Source organism: Spirillospora sp. NPDC052242, from assembly GCF_040679555.1.
In the GTDB taxonomy this organism is placed as follows: domain Bacteria; phylum Actinomycetota; class Actinomycetes; order Streptosporangiales; family Streptosporangiaceae; genus Spirillospora.
The window spans coordinates 35,623-53,643 of sequence record NZ_JBFAUZ010000042.1 but is presented as its reverse complement, the minus strand read 5'-3'; the positions used below and the strand labels follow the sequence as shown (position 1 = coordinate 53,643).

At 70.1% G+C, this 18,021-nt stretch carries 16 protein-coding genes; 5 read left to right on the top strand and 11 right to left on the bottom strand.

Going from position 1 to position 18,021, the window contains the following annotated elements:
- Positions 1–80: 80 nt before the first annotated feature.
- Complete coding sequence (locus AB0L25_RS29700) at positions 81–587, bottom strand: DoxX family protein (RefSeq protein ID WP_500176028.1); 507 nt, start codon at positions 585–587, stop codon at positions 81–83.
- Positions 588–699: 112 nt separating this feature from the next.
- Between AB0L25_RS29700 and AB0L25_RS29695 the strand changes: the two genes are divergently transcribed.
- Positions 700–1,887, top strand: a complete 1,188-nt coding sequence (locus AB0L25_RS29695) for an amidohydrolase family protein (RefSeq protein WP_500176027.1) — start codon at positions 700–702, stop codon at positions 1,885–1,887.
- 146 nt (positions 1,888–2,033) lie between these two features.
- Here AB0L25_RS29695 and AB0L25_RS29690 read toward each other — a convergent pair whose 3' ends face one another.
- Positions 2,034–2,879 carry an SDR family NAD(P)-dependent oxidoreductase gene (locus tag AB0L25_RS29690; protein WP_500176026.1) on the bottom strand — a complete coding sequence of 282 codons (846 nt, stop codon included), beginning with the start codon at positions 2,877–2,879 and terminating at the stop codon, positions 2,034–2,036.
- Between the two features lie 183 nt (positions 2,880–3,062).
- Here AB0L25_RS29690 and AB0L25_RS29685 point away from each other — a divergent pair, with 183 nt between their 5' ends.
- The 3 genes from AB0L25_RS29685 to AB0L25_RS29675 are packed head-to-tail and all read left to right on the top strand — an operon-like array spanning position 3,063 to position 7,825.
- Complete coding sequence (locus AB0L25_RS29685) at positions 3,063–4,316, top strand: ABC transporter substrate-binding protein (protein WP_500176025.1); 1,254 nt, start codon at positions 3,063–3,065, stop codon at positions 4,314–4,316.
- 9 nt (positions 4,317–4,325) lie between these two features.
- Entirely contained in the window at positions 4,326–7,085 is a 2,760-nt protein-coding gene (locus AB0L25_RS29680) for an ABC transporter permease subunit (protein ID WP_500176024.1), read from the top strand.
- On the top strand, positions 7,082–7,825 hold the full coding sequence (locus tag AB0L25_RS29675; protein ID WP_500176023.1) for an ABC transporter ATP-binding protein: 744 nt from the start codon (positions 7,082–7,084) through the stop codon (positions 7,823–7,825). Before AB0L25_RS29680 ends, AB0L25_RS29675 begins: the two co-directional genes overlap by 4 nt.
- Positions 7,826–7,945: 120 nt before the next feature.
- Here AB0L25_RS29675 and AB0L25_RS29670 read toward each other — a convergent pair whose 3' ends face one another.
- Genes AB0L25_RS29670 through AB0L25_RS29645 form a run of 6 tightly spaced genes read right to left on the bottom strand, consistent with a single transcriptional unit; the run spans position 7,946 to position 14,293 of the window.
- Positions 7,946–9,349 (bottom strand): class I adenylate-forming enzyme family protein, encoded by a 1,404-nt coding sequence (locus AB0L25_RS29670; protein ID WP_500176022.1) that lies wholly within the window; start codon positions 9,347–9,349, stop codon positions 7,946–7,948.
- A gap of 37 nt (positions 9,350–9,386) precedes the next feature.
- Complete coding sequence (locus AB0L25_RS29665; RefSeq protein WP_500176020.1) at positions 9,387–10,250, bottom strand: acyl-CoA thioesterase; 864 nt, start codon at positions 10,248–10,250, stop codon at positions 9,387–9,389.
- Between the two features lie 20 nt (positions 10,251–10,270).
- Positions 10,271–11,110, bottom strand: a complete 840-nt coding sequence (locus AB0L25_RS29660) for an enoyl-CoA hydratase-related protein (RefSeq protein ID WP_500176019.1) — start codon at positions 11,108–11,110, stop codon at positions 10,271–10,273.
- Between the two features lie 8 nt (positions 11,111–11,118).
- Positions 11,119–11,610, bottom strand: a complete 492-nt coding sequence (locus AB0L25_RS29655) for a PaaI family thioesterase (protein ID WP_500176018.1) — start codon at positions 11,608–11,610, stop codon at positions 11,119–11,121.
- 26 nt (positions 11,611–11,636) lie between these two features.
- Positions 11,637–12,842 carry an acetyl-CoA acetyltransferase gene (locus tag AB0L25_RS29650; protein ID WP_500176017.1) on the bottom strand — a complete coding sequence of 402 codons (1,206 nt, stop codon included), beginning with the start codon at positions 12,840–12,842 and terminating at the stop codon, positions 11,637–11,639.
- Positions 12,843–12,853: 11 nt separating this feature from the next.
- Positions 12,854–14,293: an OB-fold domain-containing protein gene (locus tag AB0L25_RS29645; protein ID WP_500176016.1), complete on the bottom strand. Its 1,440-nt coding sequence runs from the start codon at positions 14,291–14,293 to the stop codon at positions 12,854–12,856.
- A gap of 148 nt (positions 14,294–14,441) precedes the next feature.
- Here AB0L25_RS29645 and AB0L25_RS29640 point away from each other — a divergent pair, with 148 nt between their 5' ends.
- The gene (locus AB0L25_RS29640; RefSeq protein WP_416499713.1) at positions 14,442–15,521 is read left to right on the top strand and encodes an amidohydrolase family protein; all 1,080 of its coding nucleotides are present in this window, start codon (positions 14,442–14,444) and stop codon (positions 15,519–15,521) included.
- A 64-nt stretch (positions 15,522–15,585) separates the two neighbouring features.
- On the opposite strand, the gene AB0L25_RS29635 is transcribed toward AB0L25_RS29640, so the two are convergent.
- From AB0L25_RS29635 to AB0L25_RS29625, 3 genes are read right to left on the bottom strand one after another with little or no spacing between them, the layout of a single operon-like run.
- The gene (locus AB0L25_RS29635) at positions 15,586–16,326 is read right to left on the bottom strand and encodes an SDR family NAD(P)-dependent oxidoreductase (protein WP_416499714.1); all 741 of its coding nucleotides are present in this window, start codon (positions 16,324–16,326) and stop codon (positions 15,586–15,588) included.
- 31 nt (positions 16,327–16,357) lie between these two features.
- Positions 16,358–17,134 carry an SDR family NAD(P)-dependent oxidoreductase gene (locus tag AB0L25_RS29630; RefSeq protein ID WP_416499715.1) on the bottom strand — a complete coding sequence of 259 codons (777 nt, stop codon included), beginning with the start codon at positions 17,132–17,134 and terminating at the stop codon, positions 16,358–16,360.
- Positions 17,134–17,928: a FadR/GntR family transcriptional regulator gene (locus AB0L25_RS29625; RefSeq protein WP_500176015.1), complete on the bottom strand. Its 795-nt coding sequence runs from the start codon at positions 17,926–17,928 to the stop codon at positions 17,134–17,136. The genes AB0L25_RS29630 and AB0L25_RS29625 overlap by 1 nt, the downstream gene beginning before the upstream one ends.
- Positions 17,929–18,021 lie beyond the last annotated feature (93 nt).

Sequence of the window (18,021 nt, the reverse complement as noted above, 5' to 3'; positions counted from 1 at the left end):
AGGCCACCCACATCATGCGACGAGAACGTTAAATCAGTCAACTGATTCAGCGAAACCGATGACCTGTGGGCGTCGCACCGCTAGCCCGCCGCGCGGCTCGGGCGCCAGCTCGCGCCGAGCAGGAGCACCGCTCCCCCCACACCGCCGACGATGGCGATCGCCGCGCCGAGTCCGCCGCGAAGGTCGTCCTCGATCCCGAGCATCCGGTCGACCGACACCGTCCCCGCGCCGAGCAGCGCGAGGGCCACGCAGGCCACCGCGATGACGAGCACGTACTCGTAACCGTCACGGAAGATGAAGAAGCCGTTCTTGCGATGCGCGGTGACGCCCGCCACCACCATCGTGCCCACCACGAACGCACAGGCGAGCGGCGCGACAAGGCCGACCACCAGGGCGGTTCCCGCCGCGATCTCACCGACTCCGCTGAGCAGCGCGTGGACCTTGGCCGGCCGCATGCCGAGCGAGGCGAACCAGCCGGCGGTACCCGCCACTCCACCGCCACCCCAAAGATGGTTGCAACCGTGGAGCACCATCGTCACCCCTACAACCGCCCGTACGAGCAGGGCCGCCACGTCGATCGCCGTCATGTGCCATCACCTCTTCGTTCCTGGCGCGCCAGCCCATGAAGTGAAAGCTAGCGAGTTGTATTTATATAGCTATATTAGGGGGAGAGACCCACCCACCACGAGAGGACGGCCGATGAGCGGCGCACTCCCCTACCGGATGATCGACTTCGACACGCACTCGTACGAGACGACGGACTGCTTCACCCGCTTCATGCCGAAGGACAAGCTCGACACCGCGGTGCAGCTGGTGAAGCTCGCCTCCGGCGACCAGGTCCTGCTCGCCAACCACAAGATCATCAACGCCCTGGAGCACAAGAACCTGGACAAGGCCTACGTGCCGGGCTCCCTCGCCGAGATGCTCCGGCAGCGCTCCCAGGGCGACACCGCCGACGCCGAGCGCTTCTTCGAGGACTTCAGGGACGAGTACCTCGACCGGGACGCGCGGCTGGCGAAGATGGACGAGCAGGACATCGAGCGCGCGCTGATGTACCCCGGCGGCTGGGGCCTGCTCGCCGAGGCGTACCTGGACGGCGTCGAGCCGCTCTACGACAACCTGCGCTCGTTCAACCGGTGGATGAACGAGGACTGGGGCTTCGCCTACAAGGACCGGATCTACGCCCCCGCCATGCTCTCGCTCCGCGACCTCGACCACGCGGTCGCCGAACTCGAAGCGGTCCTCGACGCGGGCGCCCGGTTCATCCTGCTCCCCGCCGGGCCGGCCTACGGCCGCTCGCCGGGCGACCCCTACTTCGACCCGTTCTGGTCCCGCATCAACGAGGCCAAGGCGAACGTGGCGTTCCACATCTCGGAGTTCCACTACCAGGCCAACGTCGCCTCCCACTGGGGCTGGGGGCTCGTGCCGCCCTTCCAGTTCTCCGCCTGGCAGTGGCAGAACACCTACGGCGAGCGCCCCATCACCGACACCCTCTCCGCCCTGATCTTCGACAACCTCTTCGGCCGCTACCCGAACATCAACGTGGTGGTCAGCGAGTTCGGCGCGGAATGGGTGCCGCACTTCCTCAAGCACATGGACAAGAGCCGCGGCATGGGCCGCAACGGCGTCTGGCTCGGCGGCCAGCTCGCCGAGCGCCCGAGCCACGTCTTCCACAGGCACGTCAAGGTGGTCCCCTACCCCGAGGACGACATCATCGCCCTGGCCGACCGGCTCGGAACCGTGGACTCGCTCGTGATGGGATCCGACTGGCCGCACGCCGAGGGGCTCGCCGACCCCAAGGACTACTACGACAAGGTCGCCGGCCTCGGCGACGGAGCCCGCAAGAAGTTCCTGCGCGACAACGCGTTGACCGTGCTGACCGGCTGATCCGGCCCGTGGCTCCGGCGCCGGCCGCTCTCCGGGTGACGCTGCCGAAGCGCCGCGGTCCCACCGTGGACCGCGGCGGCCTTCGGCGACGTCCACGCGAAGATCCCGCCCCCACCGCCGGCCCGTGCCCGGATCCGACTTCCGGATCACAGCAGGGGCAGTAGCCCCAAGGTCGTGGCGGCGGTCGAACCGGCGTCGACGGGAAGCGTGGCCGCGGTGATCCATGAGCTCTCCGGGCCGGCGAGAAAGAGCGCGGCCCAGGCGACGTCCCAGGCCGTCCCCTCGGTGGCCAGCAGATTAGCCCTCCGGCGCAGATCACGCCCCTCGGAACCGCCGTGATCACCGATCGGGGTGTGCAGATGACCGGGAACGAGGCAGTTCACCCGTATCCCGTAACGTCCCCAGGAGTACGCAAGGTCCCGCGTCAGCGCGATGACCCCCGCCTTCGACGCCCCATAGGCGCCACTGCCGAAGGCGCGAATCGCGGCGGCCGACGAGACGTTGACGATGGCGCCTCCCCCTGCCGCGCGGAGATGCGGCAGCGCGGCTCGGCTCGTGACCGCGCATCCGCGCAGGTTGACCGCCATGACGCGGTCCCATTCACGTAGATCGGGAGCGTCGATCGCCCCACCGGTCACGCCGGTGTTGTTCACCAGAACGTCCAGCCGTCCCGTGGACGCCACAAGATCCGCCGTGGCCCGCTCGACGGCCTCCTCGTCCGTCACGTCGGCGGCGAAGGGCATCGCATGGCCGCCCTGCTCGCCGATGAGAGCGCAGGTCCGGTCCGCACGGGACCCGTCGCGGTCGAGGACTCCCACCACCGCCCCCTGCGCCGCGAGCAACAGGGCGATGGCGGCACCCGTACCCAGGAAATCCGCGTCGGGCCCGCCGCCACCACCGGCCACGAGAGCGACGCGTCCGCGCATCCTCGTGCCCCGCCTCGGCAGCGAAGCCGCCTCCAGCCGCGGTTTCCCCTCTTGTGCCCGTTCCATGACGCCCTCCTCCGCAGTCGCCTTCGGTTCGCTATACAGCTGAAATATATAACCAATCTCTTTACTTCACCTTGTTGCACTGTTACCTTCCTCACACGCGCTCCCCCGGTACGTGCATCGAAGCCGTGCCCGGCTGCCCACCCCACCCTTCTCAGCGGTCTCACGCGCGAGGGAGTCCCCACCATGACCAGACCACGTCGCCTTGCCGGCATCACCTGTGCCGCCGCGTCCGCGCTCGTCCTCGCCGCCTGCAGCGGTGAGGACGGCGCCAAGACCGCGACGGTCAACCCCGAGCTCACCAAGTCCGAGATCAAGATCGGCCTTCTCGTGTCGCAGACCGGCGCGAGCTCCTCCTCCAGCAAGAGCGCGGCCGACGCCGCACTCGCCTGGCAGAACTGGGTCAACGCGGGTCCGGGAATCGCCGGGCATCCGGTGAAGGTCGTCGTCAAGGACGACAAGAGCGACGGCGCGACCGCTTCGGCGGCGGCTCAGGAGCTGCTGGCCGATCCGGAGATCCTGTCGATCACCATCGAAGCGCCCAACACCGAGCAGCCCGTGGCCTCTGTACTGGGCGGCAAGGACGTCCCCGTCATCGGCTCCACCGGCTACCAGACCAAGATCTGGACCGTGCAGCCCAACTACTTCCCCACCGGTCCGCAGGCGTTCCCCACCACGGTGGCCGTTCAGGTCGCCTCGGCCAAGGCGGTCGGCGCGAGCAAGTTCGCATCCGTCTACTGCGCCGAGATCGCGGCCTGCAAGGAGGCGGTCGGTCTCTACGGTCCGCTCGCCCAGCAGCACGGGGTGCAGTACGTCGGTTCGGTCGCCGCGTCCACGACGGCCGCCAGTTACACGGCGGAGTGCCTGCGGCTGAAGAACATGGGCGCCGACCTCATCCAGATCTCGATCGCCCCCGCGGCCGGCAGCAAGCTCATCTCCGAGTGCATGGGCCAGGGATACAGCGGGCACTTCGGCGTCACCGCGGGCGCGGTGAACGCCGACATCACCAGCACACCGAACGCGAAGCTCGTCGGCGGGCTGCAGGGCTTCCCCTGGTGGGCCGACGACCCCAAGGTCCGGCAGTTCCGCGACGCGATGAAGAAGTACGCGCCCGACGCCGACTACGCCACGCCCTCCGCGACCTCCACCTGGTCGGCCCTGGAACTCACCCGCAAGGCGGGGGCGAAGCTGCCCGACGCGCCCACGCGGAAGGACATGGTCACCGGCCTGCACACGATCAAGGACGAGGACCTCGGCGGCCTGCTGGCGCAGAAGATCACCTACACCGAAGGAAAGCCCGGCCCGGCCATCAACTGCCTCTGGGTCTACAAGCTGGAGGACGGCGAATTCGCCAGCGCCCCGCTCTCCGGCCCCTCCGGAAACAGCGTGGGCAGCGGCGAACTGAAGTCCGACTGCATGACCGCGCCGGCGACGGGCTGAGGAAGGCCCATGCAGGAACTCATTCCCTTCCTGATCAGCGGGCTGGCGATCGGGGCGGTGTACGGCCTGATCGGCACCGGCTTGATCGTGACCTACAAGACCTCCGGCATCTTCAACTTCGGGCACGGTGCGCTTGCCACCATCGCCGCGTACCTCTTCTACTGGCTGCACATCGACCTGGGACTGAGCTGGCAGGTGTCCGCGGCGGTCACCGTCCTGCTCGCGGGTCCGCTGATGGGCCTGGCCATGGAGTTCATCGCTCGGCAACTGGCGCCCCAGCGCGTGGCGATGAAGATCGTCGGGACCGCCGGGCTGATCCTGCTCGTCCAGGGCCTCGGAACGATCAAGTACGGGCCCGACCCCATCTCCGTGCAGGGCTTCCTTCCGAAGTCCGAGGAGTTCATCTCCGTCGGGTCCGTGAACGTGCAGTACAAGTACCTGTTCACGGCGGCGATCGCCCTGGTCGCCGTGGCGGCGCTCTGGGGGCTGTTCCGCTACACCCGGATCGGCCTCGCGATGCGCGCCGTGGTCGACGACGCCGACCTGCTGGCGATCAAGGGCGTCAGCCCGGTGGGGGTCCGGCGGGCGGCGTGGCTCATCGGCTCGACCTTCGCCGCGCTGTCGGGCGTTCTGCTGCTCCCGCTCGTGGGGCTGGAACCGATCGCGCTCACCTTCCTCGTGGTGACGGCCTTCGGCGCGGCGGCCATCGGCGCGTTCGCCAGCATCCCGCTGACGTTCCTCGGCGGCCTCGTGCTGGGCGTGGCCACCGACGTGACCAAGAAGTTCCTCTTGGACGTCAGCTGGCTGGCTGGTCTCCCGGCGAGCCTGCCGTTCGTCATCCTCGTGGCGGCCCTGCTGCTGACGCCGCGTCGCAAGCTCATGCCCGCGTCCCTGGTCGAGCGCCGTCCCCCCTTGCAGTGGAACGCTCCGTGGCGCGTCCGGGCCGGGACCGCGGTGGTCGTCGTGGCGCTGCTGGCCTCGGTTCCGGCCTTCGCCGGTACGAAGCTCACCTTCTACATCGTGGCGCTCACCCAGATCGTGATGTTCTTGTCGCTCGGCCTGCTGGTGCGCACGTCCGGGCAGGTGTCGCTGTGCCACGCGGCGTTCGGTGCGATTGGCGCCGTCGCCTTCTCCCAGTTCGCGGTGGACCACGGACTCCCTTGGCTCGTGGCGTTGCTGCTGGGCGCGCTGGTCGTCGTCCCGGTGGGGGCGCTCGTGGCCTTGCCGGCGATCCGCCTGTCCGGCGTCTTCCTGGCCCTGGCGACACTGGGGTTCGGCATCATGGTCGAGCGGCTCTTCTACCCGCTCAACTGGATGTTCACCCCGCTGAGCACCGGCCGCGCGATGCCGCGTCCGTCCTTCGCGCAGAGCGACACCGCCTTCTACTTCTTCGTGCTGGCGATCGTCGTCGTATGCGGCGCCGCCGTGGTCGCTGCGGAACGGGCACGGCTCGGCCGGATGCTGCGGGGAATGGCGGAGGCGCCGACCGCCGTGTCCACGTCGGGCCTGAGCATCAGGGTGACGAAGCTCATCGTCTTCTGCGTCTCCGCCTTCATGGCGGGCATCTCGGGCGTCTTGTACGGATCGACCCTGCACTTCGCCGGTACGACCGACATGCACTACTCGTCCTTCTACTCGATCACCCTTCTGGTATCGCTCGCCCTGGCACCGTTCGCGTCTCCCTGGTACGCGGTCTTCATCGGAATGGCGGCCGTCCTCCCGGGTTACCTGCCGGGTGAGGACACCACCTACTGGTTGAACGCGGCGTTCGGGTTCTTCGCCATCCAGGTCGCGATGGCCGGCGGAACCCCGCCCGCGCCCGCCCGGCTCCGCGCCGCGCTCGAGCGCCTGGGAGGAGGCCGACGCCCGTCCCTGGCGGGAGACGAGCCGGCGCCGGGGACAGGCGGGCCGCCGACCGATACCGGCGTGGACGCCCTGGACGAACCGTCCGGCCATTCCGTCGTCGCGGATCAGGACGAAGGGTTCCGGATCCGCGGCATGACCGTGCGCTTCGGGGGTGTCACCGCCGTCGACGGGGTCGACCTGCACGCTCCGGCGGGGCGGATCACCGGGTTGATCGGGCCCAACGGGGCCGGGAAGACGACCCTGTTCAACGCCGGAACGGGGCTGCTCAGACCGGACGGCGGACACGTCTCCATGGGCGGGCGCGACATCACGCGCGCTTCGGCCGCCGCCCGGGGACGGGCCGGGGTGGGACGCACCTTCCAGATCATGAACCTCTGCGACTCTTTGACGGTCGCTGAGAACGTCGCCCTCGGGCACGAGAGCGGCCTCGCGGGCTCACGGCCCTGGTCGCAGATTGCGGCGACCAGGGCGCAACGCCGCCAGACCCGTGCCGCGACCGAGAGCGCGCTGCGGCTGTGCGGAATCGAGCACCTGTCCCGGCGGCAGGCCGGCGAACTCTCCACCGGTGAACGTCGCCTGGTCGAATTGGCTCGATGCCTGGCGGGCCGGTTCGACGCCCTCCTGCTCGACGAGCCCTCCTCCGGCCTCGACCAGATGGAGACCGCCCGTTTCGCGCAGGTGCTCGAGAAGGTGGTACGGGAGCGCGGTATCGGGGTCCTCATCGTCGAACACGACATGTCCCTGGTCATGCGCATCTGCAGCTACATCTACGTCCTCGATTTCGGAAGGCTGCTGCACGAGGGCGTTCCGGAGAGCGTGCGCGCTTCCGCCGCGGTCCGCGCGGCCTACCTGGGCACAGAGGAACTCCAGATCGCCGGCGACGTGCGGGAGTCCGAAGCATGACGAGCACCGAAGTGACCGCGACGACCGTCGACGGCGTCGACTCCCCGGCCCTCGCACTGCACGATGTCCGAGCCGGCTATGCCGACACCACCGTCCTGCACGGTGTCTCTCTCGCCGTGCCCAGAGGCGCCGTGGTGGCCCTCCTCGGCGCCAACGGCGCGGGCAAGTCGACCTTGCTGCGGACGGTCGGCGGCCTCAACCGCGTCCAGTCGGGCCGGATCGAACTGCTGGGCGAGGATGTGGGAGCCCTCGCCGCCCACCGGCGCGCCCGGCGCGGGCTGTGCTACATCCCCGAGGGACGCGCCATCTTCCGGGGCCTGAGCGTTCGGGAGAACCTCCGGCTCCAGGCGGACCCGGGAGATTCCGCCAACGCCGTCGAGCGCGCCGTCGAGGCGTTCCCCGCCTTGTCGAACCGTCTCGACCAGACGTCCGGGACGCTCAGCGGGGGTCAGCAGCAGATGCTGGCCATGGCGCAGGCCCTGCACCGCGACCCGGCCCTCGTCATGGTGGACGAGGCGTCGCTCGGGCTCGCGCCCGTCATCGTCGACGAGGTGTTCGCCTTCCTGGAGACGCTCGCCGCCCGGGGAGTCGCGCTCCTCATCGTCGACCAGTTCGCGCAGAAGGTGCTGCAGATCGCCACGCACGCCTACGTCCTGCGCCGAGGCGAGATCGGCTACGACGGCTCCCCGGCTGAACTCCTTAAGGGGGACGTCTTCGACAGCTACATCGGTCCCGGTTGATCCTCCGGGCCGGCGCGCCGCGGTGGGCGGACGGGCGCGACCGCTCGCCGCTGCGCACCGCCGGAAAGGCCACGGCCCGGTGCGATGGAGTTCTCCATCGCACCGGGCCGTGCCCGCGGGTCAGGACCCTTGTTCGCGGAGAACCCGCCGGAGGACCTTGCCGTTGGCGTTGCGCGGCAGTTCCTCCACGAAGTGCCAGTGGACGGGGACCTTGAACCCGGAGAGCTCGGCACGGGCGAACGTCCGCATGGCGGCGTGGTCCGGCGGCGCCGCCGCGTCGGCCGGGACCACGAAGGCGGCCACCGTCTGGCCGAGCCGATCGTCCGGCACTCCCACCACCGCGACGTCGGCGACGCCCGGGCATGCGGCGAGAACCGCCTCCACCTCCGCCGGATGGACGTTCTCGCCACCGCGGATGATCATGTCGCTGCGCCGTCCCGACAGGTAGACGTAGCCGTCTTCCGCGACGCGTCCAAGGTCACCGCTGTGCAGCCAGCCCTCCGCGTCCAGCACGAAGAAGTGGTCGCCTCGCGCGAGAACCTCGCCCACCCCCTGCGGATCGGGCTTGTCGATCCGCAGCTCGACCCCTGGAGCGGCACGGCCGACCGAAAGGAGCAGTCCCTCTCTGCCGTCGATCGCCGCTCGGTGGTCGTCGGGGGTCAGGACCGAGAGCGGGGAGCCCTCCGTCTGGCCGAACATGTTGAGCATCCGAACACCGGGGACGGCGGCGTAGGTCGCCCGGAGCGTCGAGGGCCGGATCGGTGCACCACCGTACTGGAGCACGCACCACTTCGCGGGCCGCAGCTCGCCTTCCGCGAGCAGCATCTCCAACATGGCCGGAACCATGCTGGTATGGGTCGCCCCCCTCTCGCACAGCAGCCTCCATCCCTCCACCGTGAAACGTGGGATGCCCGTCATCCGCGCCCCGGCTCCCAGTGCGACGGCCACGTTCCCCAGCCCGGACATGTGATGGAACGGTGCGCTGCCGCCGTAGAGGCTCTCCGGATCCAGGCGGCAGAGGCCGCCGTTCACCCGAGCGCGAGCGGCCAGGCGCCACTGGAGCATGGGGACCGGTTTCGGAGCGCCGGTCGTGCCCGAGGTGTGCAGCACGATCGCGACGTCCTCCGGACCGGCCCGCAGATCGCGCTGGCGAGGCGCCAGGGGCGGCACCGGCTCGAAACGACGCCCCGTCCGCTCCGCCACCCGGCGCCCGAGAGCCGCGAACTCCTCTTGGGCGACGACCACGGGCGACGCCATGGGCTCCACCACGGCGGCGACCTCGGCCGCCGTCATGCGAACCCCGAGGGGCGCGATCGGATGCCCGCTCCCGGCACCTCCGACGACCAGGGCGAGCGCTTCGGGGGACGAGGCGACGAGAGCGGGCACCGCCGCTCCGGCGGGGAGATCGAGCGAGTCGAGCCAGCACGCGGCGCCGCCGGCGCGGTCCATGAGCTCATGCCCGCTCCACTCCGTCCCGTCGTAGAGCACGGCGGGACGATCGTGATCGTAGGAGCCGGCCACCATCGCCGACCAGGTGGAATCCCGCACCGACCGAGTCGCTTCAGTCCCCACGTCGATGCAGCCCTTCCTGCAGGATGGACGCGACGAGCCGACCCGACCGGTCCTTGATGCGAGCCTGGTTCAGTGCCCGGCCACCGCTGCTGTTGAGCGGTTCGGACTCCAGCAGCACCCACTCGTCCGCGCGGGCCGGCCGGTGGAACCAGACCGTGTGGTCGAGGCTCGTCCCGATGAAGTCCGGGGGCAGGGTGGAACCCGGCGGCCGGGCGTCCATGACGACCCCGAGGTCGGAGATGTAGGTCAGCGCCGCGATCTGCCAGAGGGGATCGGCCGGCAGGGGGCGGCGGTGCCGTAGCCACATCGGGTGGAGCGGGACGAATCCGTCCGGACGCGGGGCGGCGACATGGCGTATGTCGAAGGGGAAGCCCACGTCCCTCAGCCGTTGGGTCGGCAATGCGGGATCAGCGGTCGCGGGGTCGATGCCCTCCGTCTCGCCGCCCGCGTGCCAGTCATCGCCGGTCTCGGGGGCATGCAGGGACGACACCATGGTGAAGATCGTCCGATCTCCCTGCCGTACCTCGACCTCCCGGACGGCGAAGGCCCGCCCGTCCCGGACCCGGCGAACCCGGATGTCGAGGAAGGGGTGGTCGGTTCCCCGTCTCAGGAAGTAGGCGTGCAACGAGTGCGGAACCTGCCCCGGTCGGCCGGTACGCCCTGCGGCGAGAACGGCGAGGGCCGCCACCAGGCCGCCGAAGAGGGTCTCATGCCCGGTCAGTGTGGCCGGGGCGCGGTAGCGATCCGTTCCGGTGGGTGTCAACTCCAGCAGCGACCGGAGGTCTCGCCATGCCGCGGGCACTGCGGCCAGGGTCTCGCCGGCGCCACCGGAATACCCGTTTCCTGTCGTCATCTCGTGTCCGTTCGGGCCGCTCAGCCGGGGAGGAAGGGGTCGGCGACGGCGTCGTCCGGATCGAAGTCCGCGGGCAGTCCGTCGAACTTCGGCGGCCGCTTCTGGGTGAAGCTGTCGACGCCCTCCCGGAAGTCCGCGGATCCGGCGAAGTACTCCATCACCGAATAGCTCCGTGCCAGTGCCTCGTCGAAGCTCCGGTCCAGATCGCCGTACACCTGCCGCCGCATGACGGCCATCGCCCGCGGCGAGCAGTTGCGGGCGATGTCCCGCGCGTACGCCCGGGCCGCGTCCAAGAGCTCTTCCGGTTCGACGACCCGGCTGACCAGGCCGAGGGTCTTCGCCTCGTCGGCGTCGAAGGTCCTTCCGGACAGGAGCAGGTCCAACGCGTTCTCCAGCCCGATGACACGAGGCAGGACGTAGGGCATGTTGTACTCGCCCGCCAGTCCGCGCCGGGTGAAGGCGGTGGTGAAACGGGCACCGCGAGCGGCGAACCGCACATCGCACTGCAGAGCCTGGATGAGACCGATCCCGGCGCAGCCTCCGTTGATCGCGGCGATCATCGGCTTGGGCAGCGACCGCCGGCTGTACATCGGAGTGCGGTCCTGAAGGTTCAGGGTCTGCCCCGGCTGGGAGTTCTGTTCGAGCCGCTGCATGTCCATGCCGGGGCAGAACGCCGTTCCCGCGCCCGTGACGATGAGAACACGGACGTCGGGATTGGCCGCGGCGCGGTCGAGAAGCGCGAAGAAGCGCTCCTCCATCGGGACGTTCCAGGCGTTCTTGCGCTCCGGCCGGTTGAACGTGAGAGTGGCGACGCCGTCCGCGTCCACCTCGTAGAGGACCAGGTCGTCTTGTTGGGACATCTACTCTCCTAAGGTTGGCTCGGCACCGGTTCGCCCACGCGGGGCCGCTCGCCGGAGACGCTCACGACGATCTGGCCTCGGGCGCACACCGTGCCGTCGGCCCGGTGGACCTCGGCCTCGGCGAAGTGGATCCGCCCTCCCCGACGCACGCACCGCGCGGACGCGACGACCTCCGGGCCGACCGCGGGAGCGAGGTACTGCACCGTCAGGGACACCGTGCTCAACCGGCTGCCCTTGGCGAAGTCGTGCCCGGCGATGACGGCGCCGCCGCCCGCGGTGTCGATGAGCGCCGAGACCACGCCGCCGTGGATCACGCCGTCATGGGCGGACAGCCGGTCGGCGTACGGCAGGCTCATCTCGATCCCGTCCGGCTCCCAGCGCAGCACGCGCATGCCGCAGTCATTGTTGAAGCCGACCCCGCGTTCCCAGTGCTCGCGGAACCAGGCTCGTCGTTCCTGCTGTTCCGCCTCGCTCAGCGGGCCGGGACTGGTGACGGTCATTCGCCGTCCTTTCTCGGGAGCAGACGTCAGGCGCCGGGTTCTGCGCCGACGAGTGAAACGAAGGAGACGCATTCGCCGGGGGCTCCGCCCAGGTTGTGGGTGAGCGCGAGCCGCCCTTCACCGAGAGATGTGATCCTCCGGTCCGGCGGGGCCTCTCCCCGCAGCTGTAGCCACGCCTCGAACATCATCCGCAGGCCGGAAGCACCGATCGGGTGGCCGAACGCCTTCAGGCCCCCGTCCGGGTTGACCGGCAGCTCGCCCTCGAGGTCGAACACGCCCGCCTGCACGTCCTTCCACGCCTGGCCCCGCTCGGAGAACCCCAAGTCCTCCATGAGGACGAGTTCCGTGGGCGTGAAGCAGTCGTGGACCTCGGCCATCGCGATCTGTGTCCGGGGGTCGGTCACGCCCGCCTGCCGATAGGCGTCCCGGGCCGACGCCACGACCTCGGGGAAGGTGGTGAAGTCGTAGTCGGGGTCGCTGGCGCCGGTGGCGGCTCCGGCGACGAAGGAGAGCGCCTTCACGAAGATCGGCTTGTCGGTGTAGCGGTACGCGTCCTCGGCGCGGACCACGATGGCGGCCGCGGAACCGTCCGAGACCCCGGAGCAGTCGAACACGCCCAGCATGCCCGCCACGGGCGGAGCCGCCTTGATGCGCTCGATCGGCACCTCCTTGCGGAACTGCGCCCGCTCGTTGCGCGCTCCGTTCACGTGGTTCTTCCACGCGATGCGGGCCAGGACGTCCTTCAGCTGGTCCTGGTCCACCCCGTACCGCTCGGCATAGGCCGGTGCGAGGAGGCTGAAGGAGGCGGGAGCCGTCATGTCGTTCATGCCCACGGTGCCGTCATCGGGGATGGCGGTGCCGACCAGACCCGAGTATCCCGAGTCCTTCAGCTTCTCCACGCCGACCGCCATCGCGACGTCGTAGGCACCCGAGGCCACCGCGTAGCACGCCTGGCGCAGGGCCTCCGAGCCCGTGGCGCAGAAGTTCTCGACGCGCGTGACCGGCTTGTCGCCGATGCGCAGCGTCCGGCTGAGCGTCAGTCCCGAGACGCCCGATCCCTGAGTGCCCAGCCAGAAGGCGTCGACGTCCGTCAGCGCGAGCCCCGCCGACTGCGCTGCGGCGTTCGTCGACTCCACCAGCATGTTCTCGACCGACCGGCCCCAGTGCTCCCCGAAGGCCGTGCAGCCCATACCGACGATCGCCACGCGATCGCGGATACCGTTCGATCCCACCGGTCTCCTCCTCAGCCTTGCCCCGGGACACGGCGCGCGGGCCGCGCCTTCCAGAAGTAGTTGTGGACGCCCCGGGCGGTCTGGGTCCGCCGGAAGGACATCTCCACCCGATTCCCGATCCGAACCGATCCGGGGTCGGTGTCGGCCAGCTCGCACCGCATCCGGCCGCCGCCCTCGAAGTCCACGACCGCCGTGACGACCGGCGGGTTGAGCGAGTACGCGAGATGATCGACCGTGTAGGTCGTGATGGTGGCCGGGACGTCGGCCATCGGCTCCGGTTCCATCCGCCCGGTGTGCCGGCATGCGCGGCACACGTCCGCGGGCGGAAGGTGCCGCGTCCCGCAGGATGCGCACCGCCCGGCCACCAACGCGTACTTCCAGTCCGTGGAGCGGTGCATGGGCGGCGCGGAAGGGGGCTCGGGGTCCGGGCGCCGGGGCGGCTCCCGGTCGAGCAGTCCTCGCCAGGTGAGGTAGGTCGCGTAGGTCAGCGAGTCGTCCCCGCCCGCGACCTGCTCCCCGACCGAGGGGGCGGGGCGGCGCTCGGCCAGGGCCTCGGTCGTCCGGAGCACCAGCGCCGACGCACCGTCGCCCAGCAGCAGGACGGCGACGGTCTCGCCCGCCCCCGCCCGGTCCAGCACGTCGCAGAGGACGACGGCGAACTGCGCCGCTCCGGGATTGCCGATGGAGCGGGACAGGTCGTCCGCCCACGCCTCGCGCGGTACACCCGTCCGCGCGGCGGCGGTCCGGACGGCACGTCCGTGGGCGCCCGCGACGATGAGGTGGTCGACGCCCTCGGGCGTCAGATCGGCCTCCTTCAGCGCCTGGGCGAACGCGGACTCCGCCAGTGGCGCGTACGCCTGCTCGCCGAAGCGTTCCTCCCAGGTCCGCGACGCGACGGCGTCCTGGGGTCTCCAGCGGTCCAGGAACTCTGCGGTCGCCCAGCCCTGGCCCATCACTTCGGCGATCACCGGAGCGGTGGACGCGTCCTCGCCCGAGCCGGAGAACACCAGCGCCGCCGCGGCGTCGCCGCCGTCTCGCTCGTCGGCTCCGCCGGGAAGGCCGCCGCGCAGGTCCGACAGCACCGCCAGCGCCGGGACCGGCGAGTCGATGGCGGCGCCGACGGCGTCGAACCCGGAGCGGACGGCGCCGCACATGTCGGCGGCGGGCGCCGACCGGTCCAGCCGCAGGGCCGCGTGGACGGCGGTCGCGTTGGTCTTGTCGCGGTAGGCGGGAGCCGACGACGCGAAGTACAGCCTGCGGGGCGCGCGCCCATCGGACAGTCCGCGCAACGCGGTCCTGGCCGCCTCCACCCCCAGTGACGTACTGTCCTCGTCGTGCCCCGCGACCGTGCGGGTTCCCGGCGCGGCCGCGCCGCCGAGGACCGCGGCGATCTCCGACCGACGCAGCCGATGGTGCGGGACGTAGGCGCCGTAGGCGATCAGACCACCCATGTGACCTCCCTCTCTGCACTAGATATAGTTACATAATTAGACTACTTTAACAAGATGAGGGGCGCCCGGCCGCGACCCCGACCCTTGCCAGATATAGCTAGATATATAGAATAGTTTCGTCTTCTTCGGGGATGTTCAGGAGGGTCTCATGACCAAGATCTGGGCCAACTCGGCCGACTCGCACGTGCTGGAGCCCGACGACCTGTGGCTCCAGGCACTGCCCAAGCGACTGGCGGAGCGCGCTCCGCGCAGCGAGCGCGGCGATCGGTTCGAGGTGCTGTACATCGACGGCGACCAGGTCAGCCGCCAGCTCAACGACATGATGGACGCGATCCGCCCGCCGGGCGCCCGCGACCTGGACGTCCGGCTCAAGGACCTCGACCAGGAAGGCGTCTGGGGGCAGGTGGCGTTCCCCTCGATGGGCTTCTGGTCCGTGCTCATCCGCGACCGCGAGCTCGCCCGCGAGGTCGTCCGCGCGTGGAACGACTGGGCGCACGCGGAGATCATGCAGCGCACGGATCGCATCTTCACCCCGGCCTGCGTCTCGATGGCGGACATGGACGACGCCGTCGCCGAGCTCGAGCGCGCCGCCGAGCTGGGCTTCCAGTCGGTGTTCCTGCCCACCCAGACCGCCGCCGGCGAGGAGTACGGCCTCGACCGGTGGGAACCGCTGTGGACCGTCGCCGAGCGGGCCGGGATGGCCGTGGCCTTCCACATCGGCACCGGCGGCGAGACGGTCGTCTACCGCGGCCCCGGCGGCGCGGTGGTCAACTTCATGGAGACGACCTATCCCGGCATGCGGGTGGTGTCGCACATGGTCGCGGGCGGCGCCCTCGACCGTCACCCGGACCTGAAGATCTTCATCGCCGAGGGCGGCGCGTCCTGGCTCCCCGCCGTCGCCGACCGGATGGACGAGGCGTACCGCCAGCACGGGATCTTCGTGCGGCCGAAGCTGAGCCGCCTGCCCAGCGAGATCATCAAGAAGCAGGTGTACGCGTCGTTCCAGCACGACGTGAGCGCCGTGGACACCGTGCGGTACACCGACTACCAGAACGTCATGTGGGGCGACGACTACCCGCATCTGGAGGGCACCTACGGGCACACGCAGGAGACCCTCCGCGGCCTGTTCGACGGTGTGCCGGACGCGGTCCGCGAACGCATCACCCGGGGCGCGTTCGGCGAGCTGTTCACCGTCCCCGACCAGACCCCCCAGCAGATGGCCGTCTGACCGGTCGTCTGTTCTCCCTGCGCGCCGGGCGGTCTCTCCTCACCGCCCGGCGCGCGCCGCCTTTTCAGCCCGCGCTGCGGCCCCCGTCGATCACGTAGCACTGGCCGGTGATGTAGGAAGCCTCGTCCGAAGCCAGGAACAGGGCCAGGTTCGCCACCTCGTCCGCGCCGCCGAGACGGCCCATCGGAATTCTGGCCGACAACATCTCCAGCATCTCCGGCGAGCTGCCCTCCAAGATCGCGGTCTGCGTCGTCCCTGGGCACACGGCGTTCACCCGGACGCCGTCCCCGACGTACTCCAGCGCCGCGACCTTGGTCATCATCACCTGCGCCCCCTTCGAGGTGATGTACGCGGACGAGCCGGGAGTCGCCCTGAAGCCGCCGATGGACGCGGTGTTGACCACGGACGCCCCGGAGGGCGCCTCCATCAAGAGGGGCAGCGCGTGCTTGAGGACGAGGTAGGAGCCGCGCACGTTCACCGCCATCACGCGGTCGAACTCGGCCATGTCCATCTCGTGGATGCGAGCCCGGCCGCCGGCGATCCCCGCGTTGTTGGCGAGCACATCCAGGTGGCCGTACTGCTCACGGCAGTGTTCCATCAGTGAGCGGATGGAACGCTCGTCCGTGACGTCGCAGGCGAACGGGGTGACCCGGCCTTCGGCCTCCTTCGCGACGTCCCGCTCCTTTCCGGACACGTCCGCGGCGACGACCGTCGCTCCCTCGGCGGCGAACCTCAGCGTGATGGCCCGTCCGATCCCCGATCCGGCACCCGTCACCATCGCGATCTTGTCTTGCAGCAGACCCACTTCGTCACTCCTCACGTTCGAGCGCGGGCGGTCAGGCCGGGACGCCGCCGTCGACGACGAGCAGCGACCCGGTGGTGTAGCTGGAGGCCGCCGAGGCGAAGTACAGCGCCGCGCCGACGATCTCCCGCGGCTCGCCGCCCCGGCCGAGCGCGAAGTTCTGAGCGGCGTGCCGGTCGAACGCGTCCCGGTCCCAGTGCGCGGCCACATCCGTGAAGAACCCGCCCGGCATGATCCCGTTGACGCGCACGGTCGGGCCGAACGCGTGGGCGAAAGAGGCCGTCATGCTGTTCAGCCCCGCCTTGGCCGCCGCGTAGGGGATGACGTCCGCACCGGTCTTGATGGCGCCGATGCTGCTGATGTTGAGGATCGAACCGCCCCTCCCCGCCGCCATCCGCGTGCCCACCTGCGCCATCAGCCGGAAGGGACCCTTGAGGTTGACGGCGAAGGTCTTGTCGTAAAGCTCCTCGCTGATGGTGCCGACATGCTCGTAGAGCGGCGACATCCCGGCGTTGTTCACGAGGACGTCGACGCGTCCCCAGCGGTCGTACACCTCGTCGATCATGCGGTCGATCTGCCCCCAGTCGCCCACATGGCAGGCGATCGGCATGACACGGCGACCGGTGAGGGCGCGCACCTCATCGGCGACCGCCTCGCATGCTCTCAGCTTCCGGCTGGCGACCACGACGTCGGCTCCGGCGGCGGCGAAGGCGAGGACCATTTCCCTGCCGAGGCCGCGGCTGCCGCCGGTGACCAGCGCGATCTTCCCCTCCAGGTCGAACAGCTTCGTGCGGTCGTAGGCGTTCGTCATCAGGAAACCTCCGGTTCGGGCGGCTGCGGTGAACGGGAACGCGGTGAATGGGAACGGGGTGGACGGGCGCGCCCCGGCAGGGCGCCCCAGGACGACAGGCGCGCGATGTAGCGGCGCACCGCCTGCTGGGCGAGGGCGCCGTCACCGCTCACCACGGCTTCGACGATCTCGCTGTGGCGGGCGTCCAGCCACGCCCGGTCAGGCTTGTCGATGCGCCGGACGCCGTGTTCCAGGCACAGCTCGATGACCACGCGGAGGAACAGTTCCGCCACCGGGTTACCGGACAGGCGGGCGATCTCGACATGAACGTTCGGAAGGTCCGCCGGCTCGCCGCCCGAGGCCAGGCGGCCGGCGGCCAGTACAGCCCGCAGCCGGACGGCGCCCTCCCGGTCGATCGTGGTGACCAGGCGGCCCACCGCCGCGATCTCGACCGCCAGCCACACCTCGAACAGATCGTCGGAACGAACGCCTCGGTAGTCCAGGAACATCCGGGCGGAGCCGAGGACCGCGTCGACGTCGGGCGCCGTCACCACCAGTCCCCCGCCCGGGCCCGGTCGCCGCCTGGCGACCCCTTCCGCCTCCAGCAGCCTGACCGCCTCGCGCAGGACCGACCGCCCCACCCCGAGCCGGGCGGTCAGTTCGGCTTCCGATCCCAGGACCGTCCCCACCGCCCACCCGGAGTCGATGACCATCTCCTCGATCCGGCGGGCCGTCCGGGCCCCGAGGGACCGTCTCTCCGCCCGGTCCGGGACCTGGTCCCTGCGCAGGTATTCCCGCTCCTCCGGGGGGTTCATCGAAGCCCGCCCGCGCCCCGTGGCACCGGCACCACCGCACCCACAAGGTATGGACGATAAAGTTGGATCATGTTATATAGATAACTGATTTAG

What these genes read in the sequence shown, in the direction of transcription:
- AB0L25_RS29700 (WP_500176028.1), bottom strand. Translation starts at nt 587, where the DNA reads ATGACGGCGATCGACGTGGCGGCCCTGCTCGTACGGGCGGTTGTAGGG.
- AB0L25_RS29695 (WP_500176027.1), top strand. Translation starts at nt 700, where the DNA reads ATGAGCGGCGCACTCCCCTACCGGATGATCGACTTCGACACGCACTCG.
- AB0L25_RS29690 (WP_500176026.1), bottom strand. Translation starts at nt 2,879, where the DNA reads ATGGAACGGGCACAAGAGGGGAAACCGCGGCTGGAGGCGGCTTCGCTG.
- AB0L25_RS29685 (WP_500176025.1), top strand. Translation starts at nt 3,063, where the DNA reads ATGACCAGACCACGTCGCCTTGCCGGCATCACCTGTGCCGCCGCGTCC.
- AB0L25_RS29680 (WP_500176024.1), top strand. Translation starts at nt 4,326, where the DNA reads ATGCAGGAACTCATTCCCTTCCTGATCAGCGGGCTGGCGATCGGGGCG.
- AB0L25_RS29675 (WP_500176023.1), top strand. Translation starts at nt 7,082, where the DNA reads ATGACGAGCACCGAAGTGACCGCGACGACCGTCGACGGCGTCGACTCC.
- AB0L25_RS29670 (WP_500176022.1), bottom strand. Translation starts at nt 9,349, where the DNA reads ATGGTGGCCGGCTCCTACGATCACGATCGTCCCGCCGTGCTCTACGAC.
- AB0L25_RS29665 (WP_500176020.1), bottom strand. Translation starts at nt 10,250, where the DNA reads ATGACGACAGGAAACGGGTATTCCGGTGGCGCCGGCGAGACCCTGGCC.
- AB0L25_RS29660 (WP_500176019.1), bottom strand. Translation starts at nt 11,110, where the DNA reads ATGTCCCAACAAGACGACCTGGTCCTCTACGAGGTGGACGCGGACGGC.
- AB0L25_RS29655 (WP_500176018.1), bottom strand. Translation starts at nt 11,610, where the DNA reads ATGACCGTCACCAGTCCCGGCCCGCTGAGCGAGGCGGAACAGCAGGAA.
- AB0L25_RS29645 (WP_500176016.1), bottom strand. Translation starts at nt 14,293, where the DNA reads ATGGGTGGTCTGATCGCCTACGGCGCCTACGTCCCGCACCATCGGCTG.
- AB0L25_RS29640 (WP_416499713.1), top strand. Translation starts at nt 14,442, where the DNA reads ATGACCAAGATCTGGGCCAACTCGGCCGACTCGCACGTGCTGGAGCCC.
- AB0L25_RS29630 (WP_416499715.1), bottom strand. Translation starts at nt 17,134, where the DNA reads ATGACGAACGCCTACGACCGCACGAAGCTGTTCGACCTGGAGGGGAAG.
- AB0L25_RS29625 (WP_500176015.1), bottom strand. Translation starts at nt 17,928, where the DNA reads ATGAACCCCCCGGAGGAGCGGGAATACCTGCGCAGGGACCAGGTCCCG.